The organism is Eubacterium sp. SB2 (genome assembly GCF_001244405.1).
Lineage (GTDB): Bacteria > Bacillota > Clostridia > Lachnospirales > Lachnospiraceae > Faecalicatena > Faecalicatena contortus_B.
Genome location: NZ_LN865153.1, coordinates 1,035,734 through 1,062,228, shown reverse-complemented (window position 1 = coordinate 1,062,228; position 26,495 = coordinate 1,035,734). Strand labels below are relative to the sequence as shown.

Here is a 26,495-nt window from a genome sequence, read left to right as displayed (position 1 = left end):
TGTTCTTATGAAATTTATATCATTTGCAATTCCATGCTACAATTCTGAAGCGTATATGGAAAAGGCGATACAATCAATATTAAAGGGCGGGGAGGATGTGGAGATCATCATTGTGAATGACGGCTCCAAGGACGGTACAGAAGAGATTGCCCGTCATTATGCAGATTTGTATCCAACAATTATTAAGGCAGTAAACAAAGAGAACGGGGGACACGGCGATGCTGTCAATGCGGGATTGGCCCATGCCACAGGTCGATACTTTAAGGTGGTGGACAGCGATGACTGGGTAGATGAGGAGGCCCTCAGGCAGATTCTGGAAGCGGTCAGGGGCTTTGTGCAGACGGAGACGGAAGTGGACATGATTGTTTCAAATTATGTGTATGAAAAGGTTGGGGTTGAGCATAAGAAGGTCATCCATTACCGCAATGTGCTGCCGCAGAACCAGATATTCCATTGGGACGATATCGGGCATTTCCGGCTGGACCAGTATATCCTGATGCATTCCGTCCTCTACCGGACCGAGATGCTGAAGTTATGCCAGCTCAGGCTGCCGAAGCATACATTTTATGTGGATAACATTTACGTGTATTACCCCCTGCCGCATGTGCGTACGATCTACTATATGGATGTTGACTTCTACAGGTATTTTATCGGGCGAGAGGATCAATCCGTTAACGAAAAGGTGATGATCAGCAGGATAGACCAGCAGATATTCGTAAACAAGTGCATGATAAATATGTATGAACTGCGGATGATTTCCAGTAAAAAGCTGCGTAAATACATGATTAATTACCTTGCAATTATGATGACTGTATCCTCGATTTTGTGTATCCGTTCCAAGAAAAAGGCGAATCTGGAAAAGAAGGCGGAACTGTGGCAGTATCTGAAGAAAAAGGATTACGGCACTTACTTTAAGATTCGTTACGGAATCCTGGGCCAGACGATCAATCTTCCCGGCAAGTCCGGACGAAAGGTATCCTCCATGGCTTACAGCGTGGCAAGAAGGCTTATCGGGTTTAATTAGCTGATACGGTACGATTGGATATTACGAAACGTTTTATGATTTACGGTCCGGCAAAAGTTATGGAACAGAATCTGCACAGCCGCATGTGCGTAAAGAAAATATTTTAACTGAAAAGAGCATATTTTACCAGCCATGGTACATACTAGTAATAAAAAAAGGAGTGTGTATTATGGCTGTTAATTTTTCAGAAAGTAAAACAAAAGAAAACCTGATGAGAGCATTTGCCGGGGAGAGTCAGGCAAGAAACAGATATACGATCGCTGCAGATAAGGCAAGAGAGATGAAAATGTATACGATTGCCGACATCTTTTTGTATACGGCTGATCAGGAGCGCGCCCATGCGGAGAGATATTACGAGCTGCTTAAAGATCTGTCCGGTGAGACAATCTTTATTGACGGCGGTTATCCGGTAGATCAGCAGACGACTTTGGCTGAGCTTCTGAGAGCTGCGGAGCACAACGAAAAAGAGGAATATGAGGATGTTTACCAGGCATTTGGTGATGTGGCTAAGGAAGAAGGCTTTTTAGAGGCTGCGTCTGCATTCTATCAGATCGCAGAGATTGAACACATCCATCAGGTTCGTTTTGGTGAAATAGCCGGCATGTTGGAGACCAACCAATACTTTGCTTGTGAGAATGAGAGCAAATGGATCTGTACGAACTGCGGATATATCCACGAGGGAAAACAGGCTCCGGCTGTATGTCCGGTCTGCCGCCATGCGCAGGGGTATTTTCTGCCATATGCATATGCTGCATATAAGGGAGAAGGAAGATAGCCAGAAAAGATATACCCAAACGGGTAAGAACCATCTGTTAACTGAATAGTCAAAAGGAGCGGGATATGAGCCAGAAAGTAGAGAATCTGCTGAACCTTGCATTAGATGCTACGGAAGAAGAACGCGTCAAGTCACTGGAGCTGGAGGTGGGATATAACCCGATTGACAGAGAATGGGATCTGGTGATTAAGTATTCGGGTTCCCTTGATCCGGTGAGAGCGCTGGCAACGTCTGTGACGGAACTGACAAATGAGTATGCTGTTATCACAGTACGGGAATCTGTGATTGACAGGCTGGCATCCATTCCTCAGATAGAGTATATTGAAAAACCAAAGAGGCTGTTTTTTCAGGTGGCGAACGGAAAGAGAGTTTCCTGCATCAATCCGGTGCAGCGAACTCCTTTTTCTTTGTTCGGAAACGGCGTGCTGACTGCCGTAATAGACAGTGGAATTGATTATGCCAACGAGGACTTCAGAAATCCGGATGGAACCACCAGAATACGAGCACTGTGGGATCAGACGATTCCGGGCAGCCCGCCGGAAGGCTATGCCATCGGCACGGAATATACACAGGAGCAGATCAACGAGGCGCTTGCACAGGACTCCAGAGAGGAGCGGGAGCGAATTGTGCCAAGCAGGGATACTTCGGGCCATGGGACCGCGGTCGCAGGAATTGCAGCGGGCAACGGCGCCGGGAGTCCTGGCCGCCAGTATGCGGGGGTGGCGTCGGCCAGTGATTTGCTGGTCGTTAAGCTGGGAATTCCCCGGGATGAAGGCTTCCCCAGAACAACGGAACTGATGATGGGGGTAGATTATGCGGTCCGCAAAGCTCTGGAGTACCAAATGCCTGTGGCCGTGAATATTAGTTTTGGAAATACATATGGTTCCCACGACGGAACTTCCCTGCTGGAGCGCTTTCTGGATGATATTTCTAATTACTGGAAGTGTGCAGTTTGTGTGGGCAGCGGAAATGAAGGAACCAGCGCCGGCCACACCTCCGGCAGGCTGACAGTGAATGTGGAAGAAAGTGTGCAGCTGGGGGTACAGGCTAACGAGCCCACGGTCAATGTGCAGCTTTGGAAATCCTATGTGGATACAGTGGATATTTCCCTGATCAGCCCATCGGGAGTGCGGGTGGGCCCGATTCAGGAGATACTTGGCTCTCAGCGTTTTATCCTGGGTAATACGGAGATACTTCTATATTATGGGGAACCGAAACCGTACAGTGTCAAGCAGGAAATATTTATTGACTTTCTGCCCAGACAGACCTATATAGACAGCGGCGTATGGCAGATTATCCTATCGCCGCGCAGGGTGGTGACAGGAGAATATGAGATGTGGCTGCCCAGTCAGAGCGCACTGAATATAGGAACCGGGTTTTTATTTCCAAAGAGTGATACGACGCTCACCATACCCTCTACGGCACTCCGGGTGATAACCGTGGGAGCATATAATAGTCTGACATTCAGTTATGCAGACTTTTCGGGCCGGGGGCCGGCGGCGCTCTATGAGTATGCTGCGGTGCCAAAGCCGGATCTTGTGGCTCCGGGGGTAAACGTAACGACTGTGGTGCCCGGCGGGGGCTATGCACAGTTCACCGGAACTTCATTTGCCGCGCCCTTTGTGACCGGAAGCGCGGCACTGCTGATGGAGTGGGGGATTGTGAAAGGGAATGACTCCTATTTGTATGGGGAGAAGGTGAAGGCCTATCTGCGGAGAGGGGCGAGAGAACTTCCGGGATTTGATCGGTGGCCGAATAACCAGATGGGGTATGGGGCGCTTTGTGTGCGGGATAGTATTCCGGTATAAGGTTTACATGCTGCCGAATAGGTTGTTTTAAACAGATTTTTAAATAGACATCTAAATAAATGGTCGAATATGCTCTTTTTGGGAGCGTTATTAATAACTATTGAACAATCGTCAATGATATAATAAACCAAAACTAAAGGCGAGCATGTTCAAATCGAATCATTTTCAGACACAGAAACATACTTTCCTGACAAACAACGAACCAGAGATACAGTAAAAATAGATAAGGAGACAACAAATGAGATATAATTTTGACAGAGAATGGAAATTTTCACTGGGGGACTTTGGTATTTTACCGGAATCCATGTCGCATGGAGCCGTCTATGGCTTTTCAAAAGCCGGCGGGATTACAGGCGCTGCGGCTCTGGAATTTGATGATTCGATCTGGGAGACAGTGGATCTCCCCCATGACTGGCAGCACAGCCAGGAGCTTGACCTTACTGCCCCCGCAGACCATGGATACCGCAGGGGGCTCAAAGGCTGGTACCGCAAAAAATTCTGTTTAGATGAATGTGACAAATACCGTTCACTTAGCTTGGTTTTTGACGGAATTGCAGGCATAACTGATATATACCTGAACGGATGTAAGCTGTACCATAATGAAAGCCGCTACAATAGCTTTTGTGTGGATATTACAGACATTGCAAATTACGGGAAGAAGCCGAATATTCTTGCAGTAGAGATTGACTGCAGTATCTGGGAGGGCTGGTGGTATGAAGGCTCGGGGATATACCGGCATGTCTGGCTGTTGAAGGAGCCTCTGGTACATCCGGTTTACAGCGGTATCTTTGTGCGGCCGGAACGGGTAGATGACGGCTGGAAGACGCATATAGAGGCCGAACTTGAAAATGCATCCGGGGAAGAGCAGCGGTATCAGTGCATCGTAGAACTGTGCGATGAGGATGGGAATGTACTGCCGGATATGCAGTACAGCACAGAGGGGACGGCAAAAGCGTTTGGGAGATTCAAGGTATGCTGTGAAATGAAAATAGAGGATCCATTTTTGTGGGATATTGACCGCCCATATCTATACCACTGTAAGGTGCGGCTGAAGGATGGGGAAAACATGGATGAAACAGACATCCCCTATGGTTACCGGACAATAAAAGTTGATGCAGACAAGGGCTTTTGGCTGAATGGACAGAGGGTGAAGCTTCTGGGGACATGTAATCATCAGGATCATGCCGGAATCGGGGCCGCACTGCCCGATGAGGTTCAGAGATACCGTCTGAAAATTCTGAAGGATATGGGCTGTAATGCCTATCGGTGCGTTCACCATAATCCCACGCCGGAACTGCTTGACCTATGTGACCGGATGGGCATTCTGGTGATGGATGAAAACCGGACATTCAGTACGGCGGAGGACGCAATGCGGCGGCTTAGGGGGATGGTGCGGCGGGACAGGAACCATCCGTGCGTTGTCATATATTCCGTATTTAATGAAGAGCCGCTGCAGGGCACCGCAAAGGGAAGAAAGATAGCAGAAAGGATGACGGCCCAAATAAAAGCGCTCGATCCGGACCGCCCTGTTCTGGGTGCATTTAACGGCGGTTATATGGAGGAAGAAGGAGCTGCCACAGTATTTGACATCACAGGTATCAATTATTATACGGACAGTTACGATGCTTTTCATAAAAAATATCCGCATCAGCCGGTTGCAGCTTCTGAATTAGTGTCCGCATTTTCTACAAGAGATACTTACAGAGATAATGAAGAAAAACAGGTATTCAGCAATTATGATGAAAAAACGGCTCCCTGGGGAGAAACAGTGCGGGCAGCCAATGAGTCCGTTTTATCCAGAGACTTTATTATGGGGATGTTTGTATGGACCGGATTTGATTACCGGGGGGAACCCTCTCCTTATGAATGGCCGAGTGTAAGTTCTCATTTCGGAATAATAGATACCTGTGGATTTCCCAAGGATACTTATTATCTATATCAGGCCTGCTGGAAAAATGAGACAGTACTCCATCTTCTGCCGCATTGGAACCACAAAAGAGGGGAGACAGTACGGGTAATGACTTTCAGCAATTGTGAGGAAGTGGAACTCTTCTTGAATGGGCGGTCTATGGGCAGAAAGAAAAATGAGATATATGAACAGTGCGCCTGGGATCTTGAATTTGAGCCGGGAACGCTGCGCGCGGCAGGCTATATCTCAGAAAAGCAGGTCATAGAGGCAGCACGTAAAACTGCAGGGGAAGCTGTTTCAATCCGGGTAGAATCCAATCGCAATTATGTGAATTACAGTACAAAGGATGCGCTGATACTAAACATATCGGCGGTTGATGCGAAAGGGGAAGTCCAGCCTTTGGAGGAGGGATATATAAAGGCTGCCGTTTCGGGGGCGAAGCTGCTCGGGGCAGGAAACGGCGATCCGAACAATCATGACCGTGAGGTAGACGGGCGGGTCAGGTTATTCCGCGGCCGCTGTCAGATCATACTGCAGGCGGCGGATCAGGAGTACCTGCAGGTAACATTGGTTTCTGAGAAATTGGGGGAGTACACCGGAAAGTGGGAGATCCGCAGAGCGGAAGACGAAAAAGAAATATGGAGTGTGGATGCAGTGTTTGTGGGCGGCTGGAGGATGTCGCATAAAGCAGTGAGGGAAAAACCGGATCTGCACCTGGGTATGGATAAGTCTGATATGAATACGCTGGAACCTGTTGAATTCGAGGGAAAGGCACAGTCACAGTTATCCGGAAAAGACGGTTGGTATTGCCTATACCGGTCGACAGAGATTTCGCAAAAGGATGCCGGAAAAACCTTATGCTTTCACAAGGTGGCAGGCGATGTTGAAGTGTATCTGGGGGAGAAATGTCTGGCCCGAAAATCCTTTGTAATGCCCGGTGAACTGACGGTAACCATTCCAAGCCGGGCCGGGGAAAACTGTGTGCTGTCCGTGATTGTAAAAAATACTGCGGCGGACCGGAAAGCGGGAATCTTCGAACCGGTGTTATTGATTCCATGACTTATGTACAGAAGCTCCGAAAAACTGCAAAATTCCATCTGATTGTGTTAGAATAGAGAAAGACAAAAGTTACTTTGCACGGCACATGGGTCGTGAATAGTAACAGATGAAATTAGATGGGAGATGGAAAAATGTTTAAATTGAGTACATTATGTTATATTGAAAAAGAGAACCGTTATCTGATGCTGCACCGGACCGTGAAAGAGAATGATGTGAATAAGGATAAATGGATCGGTGTAGGCGGGCATTTCGAGGACAGGGAAAGCCCGGAGGAATGCCTGCTCAGAGAGGTCTGGGAAGAAACCGGATTTATCCTGACCTCTTACAAATACCGTGGGCTTGTTACCTTTGTGTACGGTGAAGACACGGTTGAATATATGTCTTTGTATACTGCGGACGGCTTTACAGGCGAGCAGACTGCCTGCGATGAAGGGGAGCTGGAGTGGGTAGATAAGAAAGAAGTCCTGGGCCTGAATCTATGGGAAGGGGACAAGATTTTCTTCCGCCTTCTGGACGAGGGCAGAGAATTCTTTTCTCTTAAGCTTGTATATGACGAGGCGGATACGCTTCAATATGCTGCGCTGGACGGAAAAGAGATGGAATTATTCGATATACTGAATCCCGACGGCAGTAAGACAGGGATTGTCAGGGAGCGGGGCGTTGCCCACAGAGAGGGCAGCCTTCATGCTGCCGCACATATATGGGTGGTGCGGAAAAAGGAAAAGGGCGGCTATGATGTTCTTCTGCAAAAACGCAGCGCTGTCAAAGATTCGAATGCCGGATGCTACGATATTTCATCCGCAGGACATGTGGCGGCAGGAGATGAATATTTGACTTCTGCGGTAAGAGAGCTTCAGGAAGAGCTTGGACTCCGCGCAGAGCCTAAAGATCTGCAGTTTATAGGTATTCACCATGGCGGCTTCGAGGACGTATTCTATGGCATGCCTTTCAAAGATGACGAGCTCAGCGCCGTGTATGTGTACAGTGAACCTGTGGACATCGGGGGGCTAAGGCTGCAGGAGGAAGAGGTGGAAGAAGTGATATGGATGGATTACGGCGATTGCCGCAGGGGGATCCTGGACGGAACACTGAATAACTGTATTTATATCGAAGAGTTTGAAATGGTAGGAAAATATCTCGGGGTGCTGTAGCAGCAGGGGACTCCGTCAGACCGTACTGTGCAGCGGCCTGACGGGGGAGGATACCTGCATGGTCCGTTTCGCTCTAACAGAGAATCAATCCCGGATTGATCTTTTCTAATTTTTCTTTTTTATCTGGATCCAGTTCATTATCAGTCAGAATATAGTCAAAATCTGAAAGCTCCGCGTATTTTACAAAGCTGTTACCGGCAAATTTTGTGTGATCCGCCATAAGAAAGGAGCAGCTGCTCTGCTCACGGAAGGTTCTTTTCAGCGCAGCATCCAGTTCATCTGTAGTCGTGATGCCAAAATCAAGTGAACAGAACATGGTGCCAACAAAGCTTTTATCCACATGATACTGCCTGCAGAATTCTATGGTCGAAAGGTCGAGAGTGCCGCCGATCTGCTCCTGATAAGTTCCGGGGGCAACAATGAGCCTGATTTTCCGGTTGGTGCTGAGCTGCTGGATGGCAGAGAGGGAATTCGTAATCAGCGTGGCGTGGACGTCCGGAAAGTATTTTATAAGCTGGATGGTTGTGGTGCCTGAATCCAGAAAAATGGTGTCGCCTTCTTTGATAAAGCTGGCGGCTTTTTTTCCGATTGACTGTTTGTACTGCCTCATTTTTTCATTGCGGGACGAAAAATTCGGAACTACTGCTCTGTTTTTACTTAGATGGGCGCCGCCGTAGTGGGTCTCCAGGATTCCCTGCCTGGCAAAGAAGTGAAGGTCCCGCCGGATTGTCATGGGAGAAACGGAAAATGCCTGTGCCAGTTCATTGACAGACACCTCCCCATTTTCCTCCAGGATATGCAGAATTTTCTGGCGCCGTCCAATTCCGTCAAGATATGTTTGATCTGGTTCGTTTTGATGATTCATAGCACAAAATCTCCTTTGAAAATGGTTGAATAAAACATAAATAAACATTAATAAATGTTTTTATATGTGTTATTATAAACCTGTAACAAGCAGAATGCAAGGCAGGAGGAACAGGAGATTTGAAATATGACGCAGTGATTTTTGATGTAGATGGAACTTTAATTGATACGGAGAATACGATTTTGCTGTCTTTACAGCACATGCTGCTGCGGATGACGGGGAAAATGTACCGGCCTGAGGAACTCTATTTTGCTTTGGGAATTCCAGGAGCCAGGGCCCTGGAGCTGCTTGAACTAGAGGATGCGGACAAAGCGATGAAGATGTGGCTGGACTACAGTGCCAGATATGAATTTCTCCAAAAACCTTTCGAGGGAATTCCTGAAACACTGCAGCGCCTGAAAGACGCAGGCCTCAGATTGGGGATCGTAACTTCCAGGACCAGGGAAGAGTTTAAAAAGAGCGTGGAAAGATTTGATTTTGTCAGGAAATTTGAAGTCATCATCTGTGCGGATGACACGAAACAACATAAACCGGATGCGGAGCCACTTCTTGCGGCGTTGGAAAAGCTTGATCTTACACCTTCCCGTGCACTGTACGTGGGAGATTCTACGTATGACATGGCTTGTGCCAAAGCAGCAGGGGTCCACGGGGCACTGGCGATTTGGGGGGCTCATGAGACGGAAAAGATCCCTTCTGTATACCGTCTGGCGGACCCGGAGGAGATTACAAGGATTTTGCTGCAGATGAAGGATGTTTCTTAATACAGCTCACTGGATGGTGGTGTCTGCCGGAATGTACTGCAGAAAGTGTCTGTTCTGTAGAAAATACGATCCATCATGCGAATAAGCAGTAAGAGGAGATCTGCAAAATCAGCCGGAGCCGAACACATTCACCCCTTAATCAGATGATTAAGATCCTCAAGTGTTTACATAAGCTGCCTTGGCAGTATTATTATTCCGGCTGATTTTGCAGACTTCCTCTTACTGCTTTTTCACACAGCGAATTGTATTCAGAAAAGATTTATCAAAAAATATGTTGCATTTTAGTCGGTTTTGTGTTTATACTGAGAGTACGACATAAGTATTCAGGCTTCGTGGAAAACTGAAATGTTCTATGTGACTGACGGAAAAGTGGAGTATACCACATGGGAGCATAGAATAGAACGCCGACCGTCTGGGCAGCTCAATGATTTGGGCTGTCTTTTTTGTTTTTAACTTAGTATACATTGGGATTGTCTGCATGGCATCAGTGGGAGGAACGAGAAAGGCAGCGGGATGATTGGGAGAAATTTAATGACCTTGATAAATGGAGGATAATGTCATGGAACAGAAAAATTTTGAGCAATGGAATGGATTTGCAGCAGGAGATTGGCAGAAAGAGATTAATGTCAGGGATTTTATTCAGAAGAATGTGACCCCATATGAAGGTACGGACGAGTTCCTGGAAACGAAAACGGAGAGGACGGAGCGCTTGATGGAGCGTCTGAACAGTCTTTTAAAGCTGGAACAGGATTTTGGCGGCGTGCTGGATATTGATACACAATCCGTATCGTCTCTTACAGCATACCAGCCAGGTTATCTGGATAAAGAAGAGGAGCTGATCGTAGGTCTGCAGACGAACCGGCCATTAAAGAGGGGGGTGAATCCCTTCGGAGGAATCAACATGGCCAGAAAGGCCTGCAAGGCTTACGGTTATGAGCTTTCTGATAAGATCGAACAGGAATTCCAGTACAGGACAACCCACAATGACGGAGTTTTCCGCGTGTACACGGATGAGATGCGCAAAGTTCGGCACGCGGGTATACTGACGGGGCTTCCGGATGCTTATGGAAGAGGACGGATTATCGGAGACTACCGCAGGGTGGCTCTGTACGGAGTGGATATTCTGATAGAGGAGAAGCAGAATGACAAGAGAATCATCGGCGAGGGGGATTTTGATGTCGAGTCCATCCGTTTATCGGAAGAAGTGTTCCAGCAGATCAATTTTCTCAATAAAATGAAGGAAATGGCGCAGATGTACGGTTATGATATATCAGAACCTGCACATAATGCGCGGGAAGCTGTTCAATGGACTTATTTTGCGTATCTCGCAGCTATCAAGGAACAAAACGGTGCTGCCATGTCACTGGGGCGGACCAGCAGTTTTCTGGATATTTATATTCAGAGAGACATCGAGGCGGGATTGCTGGACGAGGTGCATGCCCAGGAGCTGATTGATGATTTTGTGATGAAGCTGCGTATGGCAAGGCATCTGCGCACGCCGGAATATAATGAATTGTTTGGCGGGGACCCCATGTGGATTACAGAGTCCATTGGCGGAATGGACGAACAGGGCCGCACGCTGGTGACAAAGAACAGCTTTCGTTTTCTGAATACACTTTACAACCTTGGACCGGCTCCGGAGCCGAACCTGACGGTGCTGTGGTCCGAAAAGCTGCCCCGGGGCTTTAAGGATTTCTGCGCAAAGGCTTCCATTGATACAGATGCGATCCAATATGAGAACGATGATCTGATGAGACCGGTATATGGGGATGATTATGGAATTGCCTGCTGTGTGTCTGCGATGAAGATCGGGAAGCAGATGCAGTTCTTTGGGGCAAGGTGCAATCTGCCGAAGCTGCTTCTGCTGGCGCTTAACGGCGGATATGATACCTATACCAAGTCGCCTGCCGGACCGGAGATGCCGGTATATGAAGGAGATATACTGGACTTTGATACTGTAATGCAGCGGTTTGAAAAGTACAGGGAATGGATCTGCCGTCTGTATATAAACACTCTGAATGTAATTCATTATATGCATGATAAGTATGCCTATGAGAAGACACAGATGGCGCTGCATGATACCGAAGTGGAACGTTTTATGGCATGCGGTGTTGCGGGGCTGTCTGTGCTGACAGATTCCCTGAGTGCCATTAAATATGCCAGGGTAAAGGTTGTAAGAGATGAGAACGGATACATAGTGGATTTTGAAACACAGGGAGAATTTCCAACCTATGGAAATGATGACGACAGAGCCGATGAGATTGCAAGGAAAATCCTGGCAGATATGTCTGCGGAGCTGAAGAAGACGAAGACATACCGCGATGCAGTGCACACATTGTCTGTCCTGACCATTACCTCCAATGTCATGTACGGGAAGAAGACAGGGGCAACACCGGATGGGCGCAGGGCGAAAGAGCCGTTCGCACCCGGAGCAAATCCGATGCATAACCGGGAGAAGAACGGAGCGCTGGCATCCTTGAATTCTGTAGCCAAGCTTTCATTTGAAGATTGCCGTGACGGGATATCCAATACCTTTTCCATTACCCCGGATACGCTGGGCAGGACAGAAGAGGAGCGGCTTGAGAATCTGGTGAATATCCTGGATGGATATTTCAGGCAGATGGCGCACCACATAAATGTAAATGTAATGAACCGCGCAATGCTGATGGAGGCTTATGAGAATCCTGCAAAATATCCGAACCTGACAATCCGGGTTTCCGGGTATGCGGTAAACTTCCACAAGCTGTCCAGAGAGCAGCAGAAGGAAGTAATTATGCGTACTTTCCACGAAAAGATGTAGAATAAAAAGAGAGCACTCAAAAAAAGAAGGGATAACTATGACATATGAGATCGTATTTGACAGTGCAACCGGCAATACAAAGCTGCTGGCGGAGAAGATAAAAGAGAGCATGGAGCGGGGGAAATGTGCCTATTTCGGCGGCCCAACGGAGGCTCCCGCACAGTCTGAACTGATATTTGCAGGATTCTGGACAGATCGGGGAAACTGCAGTGAGGGAATGAGAAACTTTCTGGAGAGGCTTAATGAGAAAGAGGTGTTTCTGTTCGGTACGGCGGGATTTGGCGTCATGCGGGAATACTTTGACAGTATTCTGGAAAGAGTAGAAGCATATCTGCCGGAAAGTTGTACTGTGAAGGGGACATTCATGTGTCAGGGCCGGATGCAGGAGAACGTAAAGAAGCGCTACGAGGCCATGCTGGAGAACGACCCGGCGGATGCACGGATAAAGGCAATGCTGGATAACTATGAAAAGGCACTGCCCCATCCCAACAGTGAAGATTTGCAGGAATTAGAAGAAAGACTGAAGAAGCTATGAATATAACAGAACAGGTAAGCCACGAGTTTGAACCCGTATTTGACAAGAATTCCAGGGTGTTGGTCCTGGGTACATTCCCGTCCGTAAAATCCAGGGAGAACCAGTTTTATTACGGTCACCCGCAGAACCGTTTTTGGAAGATCATCGCACGTTTAACCGAAAGCGAAGTGCCGGAGACGATTGCAGATAAGAAAAAGATACTGCTGGACCATGGCATTGCAGTTTGGGATGTCATCGCCAGCTGTGAGATCCGGGGATCCAGTGACAGCAGTATCCGAAATGTGGTGCCCGCAGACTTATCCAGGATACTGAACAACTGCAGCATCAAACAGATCTATGCCAATGGGGGAACTGCCAAAAAACTATATGAAAAATACAGCAGGCCGAAGACCGGCAGGCCAATAACCGGCCTCCCCTCCACAAGTCCGGCGAACGCCGCTTACTCTGCAGACCGCCTGATGGAAAGCTGGGGAGAAATAAAAAAGTTTATTTTTTAGATCAAAAGGGTCAGACCCCTCTGCAAAGGGGTCAGACCCCTTTGATCTTCTTTCTGTTTACAGGAGTTTAAAACAATCTTAACATCCGCATGCTGGAGGTATGTTCCGCATGCTGTTAACATATATTAGTAAAAGACTCGTTATTATTCACGGCCCATAGGCCGTAGATAGCAAAAAGCCCCTTTTATGGGGACTAATATGAAATATAAACAGAGAGAAGCATCGTTTGAATGAAAAAGAAAAATAATAAGTTGAAAGCGAATTTGGTTAACAGTGATTTTAGTATTAAGGGCGAGTGTGCGATCAGCCTGCTTCTGACAAAACTGGACATAATTAATATCGAGCTGTCGATGGAGCTGGACCGCAATGTGATCCAGATGAAGACAGGGCGTATGAAATCCTATGAGAGCACCTGCAAGAAAATGGACAGAAAGGGGATTGAGAAAACCTTTTCAAATGCGCTGGAAAAAGTAAATGACCTGATCGGGGTGCGTGCGGTCTGTTCTTATATGGATGATATTTACCGAATCGCAGAGATTTTTTCGGAGCAGAAGGACGTTAAGATTGTAAAAGTAAAGGATTATATAAAAAATCCGAAGACATCCGGATACCGGAGCCTTCATTTGATTATGGAAATCCCCATCGGATTCCAGGGCGGCACCCAGTGGATGAAGGCGGAGCTGCAGCTGCGCACTGCGGCCATGGACTACTGGGCGAATCTGGATCATCAGCTGAGATACAAAAAGGGCAGGCGTGAAGCGGAACTGATCGACAATGAGCTGCAGAAATGTTCAGAAACTATTGGAAAACTGGATCAGACTATGTTGGAAATCCGAAAAAAAATAGATAAAATATAGAGCCCGGGCCTAAATAATAACAGGACAGTCATATTTGCTTTCTTAGAAAAACTGTATTATACTGATACTATGCGGGATATGAGCAAAGAAAAAGCGGATGTGCCATACCCTCAGAATACGGGAGAGGAGCCGGAAAAATGGTCGAGACAGGGGTTATACATGGAAGATTTCAGATCTTTCATTTAAAACATATGGAATATTTGCTGGCAGCAAAAATGAGATGCAAAAAGCTTTTTATAGGGATTACACATCCTGATATCTCATCATTCGCAGCTACATCGGATCTGGATCAGCACGGAACAACAAGAAGAGATAACCCGCTCACATATTTTGAGCGTCTGGAAATGATAGAAGGAGCGCTGGCTGACTTTGGAGTAGGTCGGGAAGAGTACGAGATCATCCCATTCCCCATCAGCCATCCGGAACTCATTCTCCAGTATGCACCGAAAGATGCAACCTACTATATGAGTATCTGCAGTGACTGGGACGAGGAGCGCTGCCAGATACTCCAGGGCCAGGGGCTGGAGGTTGAGGTGCTGTGGAGAAAAAGCAGAGAAGAAAAAGGAATCACAGGAGACGAAATCAGAAGACTAATTGCTGCGGATAAAGAATGGCAGCAGTATGTACCAAAGACCGTGGGTGAATACCTCACCAGCCATTCTATCACCGAGAGGATACGTGGGGTGCAGTATTTGTATGAGTAGGGGGGGCCGCTGCCGGAGCCGGACATAGGGATGGCTGGAAACGGGATGGGGGCTGTAAGCTGGAGTAGTGGAAAAAAGACGGCAGACAGGGGGAACCTGGACACATCACCCAAAGCCTTGATGGCTTTGCGCGCTGGGTCCAGGGAATATTGTAATTCGGAATTACAATATTCCCCCCTGTCTGCCGTCTTTTTTCCTCTACTCCACCTAACAGCCCCCAAGACGCTTCCAACCATCCCTATGTCCGGCTCCGGCAGCTTGTTACATCAAATCGGAAATAATGCACATGAGGGATGGCAAGTGATTTACCAAATCACTTGCCAGTACATCCTAAGACGAGAAAGCATCAAGCTTTCTCGTTGCATGTTGTACGTGCCCTCGTGGGCAGCTTCTTTTGTGTTAGTACTTCTCCGCAAACGGATGACTTTCAGGAACCATCCCTTCTTTCCCGCCGCTCTCCCGTTCCCCCTTCCAGACAGGCGGACTATTTCAATTAAATCTCCGCCTTAAGGAAGCAAAAAAACATACATCAGCACGAAGTGGCAGGCGCTTCCCCCCATTACGAACAAATGGAAGATTTCGTGACTTCCGAAATTTTTATGTTTGTTATCGAAGATCGGCACTTTCAGTGCATAGATGATTCCTCCGATGGTATAGATGATCCCGCCTGCAAGAAGCCAGAAGAATCCGGCCCTGGACATGTTGTTTAAGATCTGGGTGAATGCCAGTACGCAGGTCCACCCCATTCCGATGTACAGAACGGAAGATACCCATTTGGGGCAGAAGACCCAGAATGCCTTGATGAGGATTCCTACAATTGCTATGCCCCAGACAAGTGTCAGAAGGATCCGGCCGGTTTTACCGGGCAGAACAAGGAGACAGATCGGGGTATAACTTCCTGCGATCAGAATAAAAATCATTATATGGTCAATCTTTTTTAATATGGTATTGACCTTCTCTGATAAATCAAATGTATGATAAGTCGTGCTTGCTGCATATAATAAAATCAGGCTGGCTGCGTATATTGCCAGGGAAACCACATAAACACTGCGTGGTTCATGTGCCGCCTTTATCAACAATGGAATTGCGGCAAAGATTGCCATTAACATTCCTATAAAATGTGTAATTGCACTGCCCGGGTCTTTAATATGCTGCTTCTTAGTCATAATATCACGCCTCCTAGAAAATGAAAACTTTTACATGTAGTTTTTAAAACTACGTTTAGTATATGCTTATATTACAACTATTATTACAAAATTGCAAGCGTTTCAGAGATTTTATTATTTTTTTAAAAACGGAGATATTCCGGACGATTTTCAGGCGCATGGGAAGCCGATTGTAATAGTTCTGGCCTGCCTGAAATGTTACAGCCGATTGCAGGTAGAAAACAGAAAAACAGGCAGCAGCCTGTACTCAAAATTGACAATTGGCGCCAAGTCTGTTATGATAGCAACTGAGACTATGTGTATATCCTTTACTTGGTGTCCGGTAAAGGGTATTTTTTTGAGATTTTAAAGGTCTGTAAAAATGACACAGAATTAAGAATAAGAATAAAGGAGATTTATGGAAGAAGTAAAATTTGAAGATTTGGGGCTCTGCTCCGAGATAGTTAAGGCAGTTAAAAAAATGGGCTTTGAGGAAGCGTCACCGATTCAGGCCAAAGCAATTCCCATCATGCGGTCGGGTAAGGATATCATTGGCCAGGCACAGACAGGAACCGGTAAGACGGCTGCTTTTGGAATTCCTCTTCTGGAGAAGATAGAGCCTAAGAATAAGAAACTGCAGGCAGTTGTTTTATGCCCTACAAGAGAATTGGCTATTCAGGTGGCGGAAGAGATCCGCAATCTTGCAAAATATATGCACGGCATTAAAGTGCTGCCCATTTACGGCGGTCAGGAGATTGTCACACAGATCCGTTCTTTAAAGAGCGGCACACAGCTGATCATTGGAACTCCGGGGCGTGTGATGGACCACATGCGAAGGAAAACAATTAAGATGGATGAGGTCAGCACCATCGTCCTGGACGAAGCGGATGAAATGCTGAATATGGGATTCCGCGAAGATATCGAAACCATTCTGGAAGGGGTTCCGGAAGACAGGCAGACGGTTCTCTTTTCTGCAACGATGCCGCAGGCAATTCTGGATATCACCAAGAAGTTCCAAAAAAATGCGGAGATCGTCAAAGTCACAAAAAAGGAACTGACGGTACCGAATATTGAGCAGTACTATTATGAAGTAAAACCAAAGAGCAAAGAAGAAGTTCTTGCCCGTCTGCTGGATATCTATTCACCAAAGTTATCGGTAGTATTCTGTAATACGAAAAAGCAGGTAGACATCCTAGTCAATGGCCTGCTGGGCAGAGGTTATTTTGCGGCGGGACTGCACGGTGACATGAAACAGCAGCAGCGTGACAGGGTAATGCAGGGATTTCGTTCCGGGAAGACAGACATTCTTGTGGCGACAGACGTGGCTGCGAGAGGGATTGATGTGGATGAGGTAGAAGCCGTGTTCAATTATGACCTTCCGCAGGACGATGAATATTATGTACACCGCATCGGAAGAACCGGAAGGGCAGGGCGCGAGGGACGTTCTTTCTCCTTTGTTTCAGGAAAAGAAGTCTATAAGTTAAAAGAGATCCAGCGCTACTGCAAGACCAAGATCTATGCGCAGAAGGTTCCTTCCTTAAATGATGTGGAAAGTACAAAGATCGAAAATATACTCGGTGAGATCGACAACATCATCGAGACAGAGGATCTGACAAAGTATCTTCAGGCCATTGAAAATAAGGTAAATGAATCCGATTATACGGCGATGGATATGGCAGCAGCCTTCCTGAAGCTTAGCTCCGGACAAAATGAAGCTGGACCGGAGGATATAGAATTCGGAGATACCGGGGCAGAGGAGGCAGGTATGGTTCGCCTTTTCATCAATATAGGCAAGAAAAACAACGCAAAACCGGGAGATATCGTCGGGGCAATAGCCGGAGAGAGCGGAATTCCGGGGAAACTAATCGGATCTATCGATATGTATGATAAGTACACTTTTGTAGAAGTGCCGAAAGAATATGCGAGAGAAGTGCTCGGTGCCATGGATCATGCAAAAATAAAAGGTAAAAACGTGGCTGTTGAGCCGGCTAACCAGAAATAAAGCGGGCGGTCCGGCGGGGAAGAAAGCATGCCGTACAGCGATAAATGATCAGGAGCTGTCGAATTGCAGACAGGAAGAACATGAAATAGGGGGAAGGAGTGATTGTGTTTTATCACACCTGTCCCCTTTAGATTTACAAGAAAGAAAAAAGATGGCTGACAGCAGCCGTCTTTTTTCAGTTAACATATATTATTTTATGATGCAGCCATAGTATTCTGCTTATCACGGAAAATGTCAGCAGATGATAGTTCCTGCGTTTCTTTTCATTCCCTCGCTGACTTTATCAAACGAGGTGATAAGGGCGCTGCGTCCTTCACGCTTTTCGATAAACTCCACTGCGGCCTGGAACTTAGGAAGCATATTATAAATGCCGAAATGGCCCTGCTCCATATATTCCCTGGCCTGTGCTGCGGTAATCTTTCCAAGCTTTTCTTCATCCGGCCTGCCCAGGTTGATGCATACCTGTTCCACACTGGTAAGGATGATCAGTTCATCCGCATCGATCCCCTCAGCCAGTTTGCCGGCTGTCAGATCTTTTTCAATTACAGCACTGGCTCCCTTTAGGTGATTGTCCTGTTCCAGGACGGGGATTCCGCCTCCCCCACAGGCGATGACAACTTGTCCCGCATCCAGCAGGGCATGAACTGCATCCAGCTCTACAATCTTAACCGGATGAGGAGCGGAGACTACACGACGGAAGCCCTTGCCGGGTTCCTCGATGACATAATTTCCTTTTTTGCGTTCCTCATTGGCTTCCTCGGCTGTCATGTAACGCCCCAGTACTTTTGTGGGAGTATAGAATGCTTCATCGTATGGGTCAACGATCACCTGGGTCAGTACCGTACTGACTGTCCGGTAGATCCCGCGGTTCAGAAGCTCTTCTCGGATACCGTTCTGCAGGTCATAGCCAATATAGCCCTGGCTCATGGCGGAACACACCGACATGGGGGCAGCGGTATAATCATCATGGGTCTTGCCAAATTCATTCATGGCAGTGTGGATCATGCCGACCTGCGGCGCATTGCTGTGCGTAACGGCAACCTGATATCCTTCTTCGATTAAATCAGCAATGGATTTGGCTGTATTTTTTACGGCGACCTTCTGCTCCGGAAGCGTTGTTCCTAAAGCACGGTGTCCTAATGCGACAACTACTCTTTTTTTCATAATCTGGTCCCTCTGTTTCGTAATTAGATTAGTATCTGGTACATCGTTTAATTATTAACGGCACTTAAACTGGAAAATTGAACTGAGCTTAAGGGTCAGTCACTTATTTTACGGTGTACTAGTGAATATATAAGATTATATTATTTTTTCCCATAAAAAGCAACGATGAACTGCCTGGTAAAAGACTATCCCTTCATTTCGCGCCCCGGATCCGTCACAAAACGAAAGCTTGTCAACTAAGCTCCGGTTTTAGATGTTTAGAGCGATACAACCCGGTAGCGATGGCCGGTATATTTTAAAAACTTTTTTAATATATCCCCGGTTTTTATTTTCAGGCTTGTGGTATTCATACAGGGATGGCATCCCATATACTCCTGATCCAGCAGTTCCTTATCAACCAGCAGATCAACATACCAGTCTTTATCATTCATAAGTCCGAGCACACTGACTGAACCTGGCGTAAGTCCCAGATACTGTTCCATAAACTCCGGCTCCGCAAAGGAAAGGCGTGAGATGCCCAGCTGCGCAGACAGGTCTTTTGTGAAAAACTTCTTTTCTCCGGGCATGAGCAGAAGAAAAAATGTGGTCTTTTGGCGGTTGCGCAAAAACAGATTCTTGCAGGGGAGAATACCTAGCTCCTCCTCCACGGCCCTGCAGGCTTCAATCGTAGGTGCAACATCATGGTCAACGCCCTCATAGGGGATATGCAGCTGATCCAACAGGTCATAAACGCGGGCTTCTTTGTCAGTCCGGCCGGAGCAGTCGGGTTTTGCCGTAAAATGCTCCTTGCTTACATAGATTTCACTCATAATCATAGTCCTTTCTTAATTCAAGTATGTACCAGATCTCGTGTATGATGCAAAGGTTCCTAAAATCACTCACACACTCATAAAAATCGTCCCCGGATTCAAAAGCCGGGAAATCAGTTCAGGATGCAGTGCGGCATAGAGGAGATCGGCGGCAAATAGTACGCACAGTACGATGCACACAGCTATGCGGAGATATAAAGGCAGCCTTAAAAACATTTCCTCCCATCTGGGGGCCAGATAATACAAAAATGCACAGCCCATCATTGCGAAGAACACGGCCCCGCCAAGGAATGTGCGGCCATTCAGGTTTATAAAATAACCGGTGTAATCCGTTTGTATGATATCCCATTCGTATTCCAGCAGCCAGCTCATCAGGTATTCAATGACCATGTAAGCCGCCATCATCATTGTAAAAGATAAGATCGGCCTGTGTGCAAACTTCTTAATAAAGATCAGCAGTATCAGTGCGCAGACGCCATACAGCGGAATCCATGGGCCGAATAAGAACCCCCGGTTCAGAAAGACTCCGTCGCGTATGAGGTGAATTGCGCTCTCCACAATCCAGCCTAAGACGGAAAAAGCGAAGAACAGGAATACGCAGGACACAAAGCTATATTTTTTGTCGGCCTGTATGGGGGCTTTGACAGCCCTTTCAGGCGGCTGGATAGAATACAGGAACACCGGATACTGATCCGGTGCAAAATATGAAATCCTGGTATAGGGACCCTCGGAGTCATCGTAAAGAGCCTTGCTGATCAGAAGCTCATCTTCGGAGGGTACACGTTCCAGCATGGGATCATTGAATGCCTCGTAGTGTGGAGCCCTTGACAGTACATAGCTGCGTCTCAATTCCATATATAGTTCGGCGTCAGTTCCGGTCATATAGGGATTCACATAGAGAAAATCCAGCACTCCCAAAGTCAGGAACGAAAGAATCTCCCAGCCCAAAAATGATAAGTGCAGAAGGAACATTCTCCATTTATTTCCATGCATCAGCTGACGGGACAGCTGAAACGCATCTTTACGTGAAATGGCCGGATTCTCTGCGAGAATAAAGGGAATCATGCTGTATTCGTAATGCTTGATGATACCGCCTATGACGGTAAGGTTCCAGAGCCACTGGAACACATTACGGCAGAACATAATCCAGGCCGGATTGCGTATGTATCTCAGTTTATACAGGAAGAAAATCTTACTGATTCTGGTCTGATGATAGTTCCGTGCCTCCAGGAAAAATCTTCGTTCGCCAACCAGGATCAGGTTCGCAATAAAAAACTGAAAGAGCATGGCTGTAACAGCACCGGCGGCCAGAAAGAGCGAGGAGAGATAGGCGTGATCGGTAAAAATGCTGTTTACGGTCTTTAATATGGAAAAGAGTACGGACTTTCCGCTGGTATACATGTCGATAAGCAGATGTGCAGCAGTCCTGACAGGGGGCGCAAGAATCGTTTCCTCCTGATCCGTATCGGCAATCTGCTCTACGGTATCCGTTATGACGGCGGAGTTAGACTGGCCGCCGGTGACGGCTGGCTCGGTATCCGCATGTACTTCCGTTTCCGGATCGTACTGGTTGAGAAACGTAGTCGAGGAAGTGTAGGCAGTCGTCAGCATTGCAGCCAGAAAGCAGACTGCGATCATACGCCAGTAGTTAATTTTGACAGAAAACCGTGCCTTTTGCTTCAGTACTTTTCTCTTCCACATAAAATGGAACCTCCGTAGAAAGTGATTATTATCTCCATTATAGTAAAGAAGTAAAAATAACGCAATCGTAAATGGGAAGAAACCCCAGATTGTATTTTATATAAAACCATTTAGATTTTCCATGTTTATTCAAACGCAGATCCTGTACTATTTTTATAAACTAGTACATCGTAAATTCAGTTACTTATTTTACAATGTACAAGGAAGGAGGAGACAGCATGGGGCAGACAATATTGGAGCTGCATGATATTGTAAAAACATTTCCCGGAGTTCTGGCTTTGAACGGCATTAATTTTAATCTGCAGAGCGGCGAGATACATGCGATCTGCGGCGAGAACGGAGCCGGGAAATCCACCCTGATGAAAGTCGTTTGCGGTGTACACAAGGCTGACAGCGGAACAATGGTGGTAAACGGCAAAACAGAAGACTTTGCCAATCCGATGGAAGCCTATGAGAAAGGCGTATCCATTATTTTTCAGGAAACAAGCCTGTTTGAAGAAATGACGGTGTTGGATAACCTGTTTCTCGGACATGAGATGACTAAGAAAGCAGGAATCATAAAGGTGCTGGATTACAGCGCCATGAGGAAAGAGGCGGAGAGGATCTTCCAGCGTCTGAATACAAAGATAAGCCTGGATGCACAGATAAAGACACTTGGCATGGCACAGAAACAGATGGTGGAGATTGCAAAGGCGCTGACTTTTGATGCGAACATTATCATCTTCGACGAGCCTACGGCATCCCTGACGCAGCGGGAAGTAACAGCACTGTTCAACATTATCAACGACCTCAAATCAAGCGGGCTTGGGATCGTATATATCAGCCATCGTATGGAAGAAATTTTTGAACTGTGCGACAGAGTGACGGTTGTCCGGGACGGACAGTATATTTCTACAAAAAATATTGCAGAGACAAATAAAGACGAATTAGTAGCCGATATGGTCGGGCGAAAGATGGGGAGCTATTATCCCAAGTCAGAGACGGTCATCGGCGAAGAGATATTCCGGGTAGAGGGATACTATGATGAGGGCTTTCTGGAGAATATCAACTTCCACGTAAAGAGAGGCGAGATTCTGGGATTTGCCGGCCTCGCGGGGGCAGGGCGCACAGAGCTGATGGAATCAATCTGCGGATTCACCGGCAGGGCGGCCGGCAGTGTCTGGCTGGAAGGGAAAAAGCTGAACATCAACAGCTATAAGGACGCCATGGCAGATGGAATCGTATATGTGTCGGAGGACAGAGGAAAGTACGGACTGATCGTGGACATGAGCATACAGCAGAACATTTCACTCCCCCAGCTGGAAAACTTCAGCAAAGGTCCAGGCTTTCTGGATGAAAAAAAGGAGAGCGCGAAAGGGGAAGCGTACATCAAGGAGGTTGGAATCAAAGCTCCGGCCCCGGATTTCATGGTTGCGAACCTGTCCGGCGGCAACCAGCAGAAGGTATCCGTATCCAAGGCGCTGGCAATGGATCCGAAGCTTTTGATTCTGGATGAACCAACACGGGGGGTTGATGTCAACGCGAAAGCGGAGATACATAAGATCATCAGTGAACTGACGCAAAAGGGCCTTACGATTATCATGATTTCATCCGAGCTGCCCGAACTGATCGGCATGTGTGACCGGATCTATGTCATGAAGGACGGCTATATTGCAGGATGCTTTGACCGGGAAAATGTAACACAGGAAAAGATCCTGACGGTTGCATTGGAATCTAAGAAAGACAGGCAGGAGGGATAACACATGAATGAGAAGAAAAAGAAAGCATCCTTTCTGACAACAGAATTTTATCTTGCGGTATTTCTGGCAGCGGTTCTGTTGCTTCTGAGCGTGCTGGCAAGGGATTTTTACTCGATTAATAATATGATGAGCCTGCTGAATACGTTCAGCTATATCCTGATTTCAGCCATAGGCATGAACATGATTATCATCACCTCCAACATCGATGTTTCCACGGGCGCGCTGATCTCGGTGGTCTGCCTGTTTACGGCCGCTCTGGGAAAAGCAGGAGTTCCCTTTGCAGGGCTTCTTCCGGCGGCGATGCTGATGGGCGCAGCCTTAAGCACCCTGAACGGCCTGTTCATAACCAAGATGAAGATACCGGCTATCGTGGCAACGCTGGCGACAACCCAGATCTTCCAGGGAGTGCTTCCGCTGCTGGTGGAGGGCTCAATCTACGATCTGCCCGCAAGCTTTACCTGGCTGGCGTTTGATGCAAAGATCTTTGGAATCATACCTGCAAGCGTTCTGATCTGTCTGATCGTGACAGTGTGTGCGCTGCTGTTTATGAAGTATTCCAAGTTTTCCAAGAAGATTTATGCGATTGGGAATAATGCTAATGGGGCAAGGCTCGCCGGGGTAAATGTAAACCGGACAGTGGTAATTACCTATGCCATTGCAGGCGCGCTGTTTGGAATCTCGGCCATCATCATTGCCACGGCCGGACAGCGTGTCACAAACACAATGGGAACCGGTCTGGAGATGACCTTTATCGCAGCCGTCGTACTCGGAGGAACCAGCACGGCCGGCGGGTCCGGAAAGATTATTGGTACGGTGATCGGTGCCTTTATCCTGGCTCTGATCGCACCGGCGATCAACTATCTGGGAATCAGCCCCAACTGGTCAGACGCGGTAAAAGGTGCAATCATTATTATTTCAGTTGTTGTGAGCGGGGCTAAATATCTGAAGAAAAAACGGGTGATTCCGACAGAAAAGCTGATAAAAACAGGAGGTGAGAGAGCCTAATGAAAAAAGTACTGAAGTTTTCATTTAACAAAGCCCTGTTTTTGATCTGGCTGGTCATATTCATCGGAATCGCGGTCAAGAGTCCGTCGTTTCTGACCGCGCCGTATATTATCAACGTAATGCTCAGAAACATTGTGGAGATCGGTATGGTTGCGCTGCCTATGACGCTTATCATCATCACAGGGGGAATCGACCTGTCTGTAGGCAATACGATGATCCTTTCCGCCATGCTGGGAGGAATCGCCTATACAAAATGGGGGACCGCGGCAGCGGTTGCGGCAACCCTGCTGACAGGAGCGGCCTGCGGGCTGCTGAATGGGGTGATTATCGCAAAGGCGAAGATTTCCGCCATGGTGACCACGCTGGCAACCATGTACCTGTTTCTGGGGCTCGCGAGAGGAATTTCAAAGGGGGACAGTGTTTACTCCTATAGTTTTGCGGAGTTTATGGGTAATATATCGATCTCCGGACTCCCGATACAGATCTGGTTGTTTATCATACTGGCGGTTGTGTTCACGCTGCTGCTGGGGAAAAGCATTTTCGGAAGAAAACTTTATGGGATCGGACTGAATATCAATGCAACAAAATACTCCGGCGTCAATACAGACCGTATGCTGATTATTATCTATACATTATGCGGAATTGTCTGCGCTATAGCTGCATTCATTTTCCTGGGAAGATTTACAAGCGTGAAATACGATGCGGGAACCAGTTTCAATCTGAAAGTCATTACGATCGTAGTTCTCGGAGGCACCAGCATCATGGGCGGCGTCGGCGATATGAAGGGAACGATTCTCGGCACACTCATCATTGCAACTCTGAACAGCGGCCTCACGGTCATGAACATACCGATCGATGTGCAGACCATTGTGCAGGGGGCGGTACTGATTATTGCCCTGATCGCATGTGCAATTGTAACAGAACGGACGAAGAAAAAGCGGATCATTAAAGTGGATTCACATGAGGGGACCAAGGCGGACCCGGCATAAAAAGATTGTAATACGCAAGTATTATATATACAATAAAAAGGAAAGGAAAGAGGATGTATGAAAGCAAAAGAGTTCATGAAAAAGGTAACTGGCGGAGCGCTGATTGCAGTTATGGCAGTCACGATGTTGGCGGGATGCGTATCTAAGACGGAGACGCCGCCGGCGGACACCAAGACGGAGGATTCGGACAGCAAGGATGCGGACGGAGATATGACGGTCGCAATGCTGCCGAAGTTCAAGGGAGAGAATTACTTCGATGCCTGTAAGACAGGCGCACAGGAGGCGGCAGATGAACTGGGGATTACACTTCTGTATGACGGGCCTTCCCAGGACCAGGCAACAAACCAGAAACAGGTAGACATTCTGGAAGGATGGATTGCACAGGGGGTTAACGTCATCGTTGTATCACCGAACGATCCCACCGCGATTGCACCGACTCTGAAGAAAGCACAGGATGCGGGAATCAAAGTGGTTACCTTCGATGCAGACGCACAGGAAGATTCCAGGGACATATTTGTAAACCAGATTACGGCGGAGAGTGCAGCCAAAGGACTTCTGGACGGCGCGGCAAATGACCTGAAAAATAAGGGCTACGGAGACAGCAAAACCGCGAATATCGCGCTCGTATCAAGTTCAGGAACGGATGCAAACCAGAAGGCATGGGAAGATGCAATTAATAAACTTCTTGAGACAGACGACTACAAGTTCATGAAGATCAAAAACAAAGAGACCGATGTATATTATCCAGGAACCGATGAGACAAAGGTGAACAGCGAATGTGCCACTTTGATTGGCCGTATGGGGGAAGGTGATGATAAGATCCAGGCCGCAATCGGACTATCATCCATGGCCACACCTGCACTTGGGGCACAGTACCAGTCAGCATCCAGTAAGCCGGACGCGAAAGTCGTTTCCATGACAGGGCTGGCAACACCGAACGCACTCAAGACTTATATCAAAGATGACGAGAATCCGTTGAATTCCGGTGTACTCTGGAACTGTATGGATCTTGGATATCTTGCAGTACAGACGGCATACCAGCTTTCTGAAGGAACAATTACACCTGATTCAACATCCATCGATGCAGGAAGGCTCGGCACAAAGGATATCGTTGATTCACAGTGCGTACTGGGAGATGCTCTTGTTTTTGACGCATCCAATGTAGATGAATTTGATTACTAAAATATAGGACAGAC

At 47.2% G+C, this 26,495-nt stretch carries 21 protein-coding genes and 1 riboswitch; of the genes, 16 read left to right on the top strand and 5 right to left on the bottom strand.

The window, feature by feature from the left end; all coding sequences use genetic code 11:
* Nucleotides 1-7 precede the first annotated feature (7 nt).
* The 5 genes from BN1938_RS17060 to BN1938_RS23145 all read left to right on the top strand — a co-directional run bounded on the left by BN1938_RS17060 (nucleotide 8) and on the right by BN1938_RS23145 (nucleotide 7,726).
* Nucleotides 8-1,024: a glycosyltransferase family 2 protein gene (locus BN1938_RS17060; RefSeq protein WP_050641725.1), complete on the top strand. Its 1,017-nt coding sequence runs from the start codon at nucleotides 8-10 to the stop codon at nucleotides 1,022-1,024.
* 169 nt (nucleotides 1,025-1,193) lie between these two features.
* On the top strand, nucleotides 1,194-1,799 hold the full coding sequence (gene rbr, locus BN1938_RS17055) for a rubrerythrin (RefSeq protein ID WP_050641724.1): 606 nt from the start codon (nucleotides 1,194-1,196) through the stop codon (nucleotides 1,797-1,799).
* 65 nt (nucleotides 1,800-1,864) lie between these two features.
* Entirely contained in the window at nucleotides 1,865-3,607 is a 1,743-nt protein-coding gene (locus BN1938_RS17050; RefSeq protein WP_050641723.1) for a S8 family peptidase, read from the top strand.
* A gap of 238 nt (nucleotides 3,608-3,845) precedes the next feature.
* Nucleotides 3,846-6,575 (top strand): glycoside hydrolase family 2 TIM barrel-domain containing protein, encoded by a 2,730-nt coding sequence (locus BN1938_RS17045; RefSeq protein WP_050641722.1) that lies wholly within the window; start codon nucleotides 3,846-3,848, stop codon nucleotides 6,573-6,575.
* Between the two features lie 131 nt (nucleotides 6,576-6,706).
* On the top strand, nucleotides 6,707-7,726 hold the full coding sequence (locus tag BN1938_RS23145) for an NUDIX domain-containing protein (protein WP_187376322.1): 1,020 nt from the start codon (nucleotides 6,707-6,709) through the stop codon (nucleotides 7,724-7,726).
* Between the two features lie 73 nt (nucleotides 7,727-7,799).
* On the opposite strand, the gene BN1938_RS17035 is transcribed toward BN1938_RS23145, so the two are convergent.
* On the bottom strand, nucleotides 7,800-8,591 hold the full coding sequence (locus BN1938_RS17035; protein ID WP_050641721.1) for a DeoR/GlpR family DNA-binding transcription regulator: 792 nt from the start codon (nucleotides 8,589-8,591) through the stop codon (nucleotides 7,800-7,802).
* A 119-nt stretch (nucleotides 8,592-8,710) separates the two neighbouring features.
* Here BN1938_RS17035 and BN1938_RS17030 point away from each other — a divergent pair, with 119 nt between their 5' ends.
* The 6 genes from BN1938_RS17030 (at nucleotide 8,711) to BN1938_RS17005 (ending at nucleotide 14,745) form a co-directional block, all read left to right on the top strand.
* Nucleotides 8,711-9,352: an HAD family hydrolase gene (locus tag BN1938_RS17030; protein WP_050641720.1), complete on the top strand. Its 642-nt coding sequence runs from the start codon at nucleotides 8,711-8,713 to the stop codon at nucleotides 9,350-9,352.
* Between the two features lie 344 nt (nucleotides 9,353-9,696).
* Nucleotides 9,697-9,777, top strand: a riboswitch (ZMP/ZTP riboswitch).
* Between the two features lie 134 nt (nucleotides 9,778-9,911).
* Entirely contained in the window at nucleotides 9,912-12,152 is a 2,241-nt protein-coding gene (gene pflB, locus BN1938_RS17025; RefSeq protein ID WP_050641719.1) for a formate C-acetyltransferase, read from the top strand.
* A gap of 37 nt (nucleotides 12,153-12,189) precedes the next feature.
* Complete coding sequence (bilS, locus tag BN1938_RS17020; RefSeq protein ID WP_050641718.1) at nucleotides 12,190-12,687, top strand: flavodoxin family protein BilS; 498 nt, start codon at nucleotides 12,190-12,192, stop codon at nucleotides 12,685-12,687.
* Complete coding sequence (locus BN1938_RS17015) at nucleotides 12,684-13,184, top strand: DNA-deoxyinosine glycosylase (RefSeq protein ID WP_050641717.1); 501 nt, start codon at nucleotides 12,684-12,686, stop codon at nucleotides 13,182-13,184. Before bilS ends, BN1938_RS17015 begins: the two co-directional genes overlap by 4 nt.
* A 230-nt stretch (nucleotides 13,185-13,414) precedes the next feature.
* A complete protein-coding gene (locus tag BN1938_RS17010; protein ID WP_025654835.1) occupies nucleotides 13,415-14,041 on the top strand; it encodes a GTP pyrophosphokinase in 627 nt (208 codons plus the stop codon).
* Between the two features lie 137 nt (nucleotides 14,042-14,178).
* Nucleotides 14,179-14,745 carry a nucleotidyl transferase family protein gene (locus BN1938_RS17005; protein ID WP_050641716.1) on the top strand — a complete coding sequence of 189 codons (567 nt, stop codon included), beginning with the start codon at nucleotides 14,179-14,181 and terminating at the stop codon, nucleotides 14,743-14,745.
* Nucleotides 14,746-15,251: 506 nt separating this feature from the next.
* Here BN1938_RS17005 and BN1938_RS16995 read toward each other — a convergent pair.
* Complete coding sequence (locus BN1938_RS16995) at nucleotides 15,252-15,911, bottom strand: PAQR family membrane homeostasis protein TrhA (RefSeq protein ID WP_050641714.1); 660 nt, start codon at nucleotides 15,909-15,911, stop codon at nucleotides 15,252-15,254.
* 397 nt (nucleotides 15,912-16,308) lie between these two features.
* Between BN1938_RS16995 and BN1938_RS16990 the strand changes: the two genes are divergently transcribed.
* Nucleotides 16,309-17,892 carry a DEAD/DEAH box helicase gene (locus BN1938_RS16990; RefSeq protein WP_050641713.1) on the top strand — a complete coding sequence of 528 codons (1,584 nt, stop codon included), beginning with the start codon at nucleotides 16,309-16,311 and terminating at the stop codon, nucleotides 17,890-17,892.
* 234 nt (nucleotides 17,893-18,126) lie between these two features.
* On the opposite strand, the gene arcC is transcribed toward BN1938_RS16990, so the two are convergent.
* The 3 genes from arcC to BN1938_RS16970 all read right to left on the bottom strand — a co-directional run bounded on the left by arcC (nucleotide 18,127) and on the right by BN1938_RS16970 (nucleotide 21,566).
* Entirely contained in the window at nucleotides 18,127-19,056 is a 930-nt protein-coding gene (arcC, locus tag BN1938_RS16980) for a carbamate kinase (protein ID WP_050641711.1), read from the bottom strand.
* A 257-nt stretch (nucleotides 19,057-19,313) separates the two neighbouring features.
* Nucleotides 19,314-19,865: a prolyl-tRNA synthetase associated domain-containing protein gene (locus tag BN1938_RS16975; RefSeq protein WP_050642736.1), complete on the bottom strand. Its 552-nt coding sequence runs from the start codon at nucleotides 19,863-19,865 to the stop codon at nucleotides 19,314-19,316.
* A 69-nt stretch (nucleotides 19,866-19,934) separates the two neighbouring features.
* Nucleotides 19,935-21,566 carry a DUF975 family protein gene (locus BN1938_RS16970; RefSeq protein WP_050641710.1) on the bottom strand — a complete coding sequence of 544 codons (1,632 nt, stop codon included), beginning with the start codon at nucleotides 21,564-21,566 and terminating at the stop codon, nucleotides 19,935-19,937.
* A 218-nt stretch (nucleotides 21,567-21,784) separates the two neighbouring features.
* Between BN1938_RS16970 and BN1938_RS16965 the strand changes: the two genes are divergently transcribed.
* Genes BN1938_RS16965 through BN1938_RS16950 form a run of 4 tightly spaced genes read left to right on the top strand, consistent with a single transcriptional unit; the run spans nucleotide 21,785 to nucleotide 26,481 of the window.
* Nucleotides 21,785-23,305 carry a sugar ABC transporter ATP-binding protein gene (locus BN1938_RS16965; RefSeq protein WP_050641709.1) on the top strand — a complete coding sequence of 507 codons (1,521 nt, stop codon included), beginning with the start codon at nucleotides 21,785-21,787 and terminating at the stop codon, nucleotides 23,303-23,305.
* A gap of 3 nt (nucleotides 23,306-23,308) precedes the next feature.
* Nucleotides 23,309-24,310, top strand: a complete 1,002-nt coding sequence (locus tag BN1938_RS16960) for an ABC transporter permease (protein ID WP_050641708.1) — start codon at nucleotides 23,309-23,311, stop codon at nucleotides 24,308-24,310.
* Nucleotides 24,310-25,299: an ABC transporter permease gene (locus BN1938_RS16955; protein ID WP_050641707.1), complete on the top strand. Its 990-nt coding sequence runs from the start codon at nucleotides 24,310-24,312 to the stop codon at nucleotides 25,297-25,299. Before BN1938_RS16960 ends, BN1938_RS16955 begins: the two co-directional genes overlap by 1 nt.
* A 57-nt stretch (nucleotides 25,300-25,356) precedes the next feature.
* Nucleotides 25,357-26,481 (top strand): autoinducer 2 ABC transporter substrate-binding protein, encoded by a 1,125-nt coding sequence (locus BN1938_RS16950; RefSeq protein WP_050641706.1) that lies wholly within the window; start codon nucleotides 25,357-25,359, stop codon nucleotides 26,479-26,481.
* Nucleotides 26,482-26,495 lie beyond the last annotated feature (14 nt).

Excerpts from the sequence above, each read along its gene's own strand:
- BN1938_RS17060 (WP_050641725.1), top strand. The coding sequence starts at position 8 with ATGAAATTTATATCATTTGCAATTCCATGCTACAATTCTGAAGCGTAT.
- rbr (WP_050641724.1), top strand. The coding sequence starts at position 1,194 with ATGGCTGTTAATTTTTCAGAAAGTAAAACAAAAGAAAACCTGATGAGA.
- BN1938_RS17050 (WP_050641723.1), top strand. The coding sequence starts at position 1,865 with ATGAGCCAGAAAGTAGAGAATCTGCTGAACCTTGCATTAGATGCTACG.
- BN1938_RS17045 (WP_050641722.1), top strand. The coding sequence starts at position 3,846 with ATGAGATATAATTTTGACAGAGAATGGAAATTTTCACTGGGGGACTTT.
- BN1938_RS23145 (WP_187376322.1), top strand. The coding sequence starts at position 6,707 with ATGTTTAAATTGAGTACATTATGTTATATTGAAAAAGAGAACCGTTAT.
- BN1938_RS17035 (WP_050641721.1), bottom strand. The coding sequence starts at position 8,591 with ATGAATCATCAAAACGAACCAGATCAAACATATCTTGACGGAATTGGA.
- pflB (WP_050641719.1), top strand. The coding sequence starts at position 9,912 with ATGGAACAGAAAAATTTTGAGCAATGGAATGGATTTGCAGCAGGAGAT.
- bilS (WP_050641718.1), top strand. The coding sequence starts at position 12,190 with ATGACATATGAGATCGTATTTGACAGTGCAACCGGCAATACAAAGCTG.
- BN1938_RS17015 (WP_050641717.1), top strand. The coding sequence starts at position 12,684 with ATGAATATAACAGAACAGGTAAGCCACGAGTTTGAACCCGTATTTGAC.
- BN1938_RS17010 (WP_025654835.1), top strand. The coding sequence starts at position 13,415 with ATGAAAAAGAAAAATAATAAGTTGAAAGCGAATTTGGTTAACAGTGAT.
- BN1938_RS17005 (WP_050641716.1), top strand. The coding sequence starts at position 14,179 with ATGGTCGAGACAGGGGTTATACATGGAAGATTTCAGATCTTTCATTTA.
- BN1938_RS16995 (WP_050641714.1), bottom strand. The coding sequence starts at position 15,911 with ATGACTAAGAAGCAGCATATTAAAGACCCGGGCAGTGCAATTACACAT.
- BN1938_RS16990 (WP_050641713.1), top strand. The coding sequence starts at position 16,309 with ATGGAAGAAGTAAAATTTGAAGATTTGGGGCTCTGCTCCGAGATAGTT.
- arcC (WP_050641711.1), bottom strand. The coding sequence starts at position 19,056 with ATGAAAAAAAGAGTAGTTGTCGCATTAGGACACCGTGCTTTAGGAACA.
- BN1938_RS16975 (WP_050642736.1), bottom strand. The coding sequence starts at position 19,865 with ATGAGTGAAATCTATGTAAGCAAGGAGCATTTTACGGCAAAACCCGAC.
- BN1938_RS16970 (WP_050641710.1), bottom strand. The coding sequence starts at position 21,566 with ATGTGGAAGAGAAAAGTACTGAAGCAAAAGGCACGGTTTTCTGTCAAA.
- BN1938_RS16965 (WP_050641709.1), top strand. The coding sequence starts at position 21,785 with ATGGGGCAGACAATATTGGAGCTGCATGATATTGTAAAAACATTTCCC.
- BN1938_RS16960 (WP_050641708.1), top strand. The coding sequence starts at position 23,309 with ATGAATGAGAAGAAAAAGAAAGCATCCTTTCTGACAACAGAATTTTAT.
- BN1938_RS16955 (WP_050641707.1), top strand. The coding sequence starts at position 24,310 with ATGAAAAAAGTACTGAAGTTTTCATTTAACAAAGCCCTGTTTTTGATC.
- BN1938_RS16950 (WP_050641706.1), top strand. The coding sequence starts at position 25,357 with ATGAAAGCAAAAGAGTTCATGAAAAAGGTAACTGGCGGAGCGCTGATT.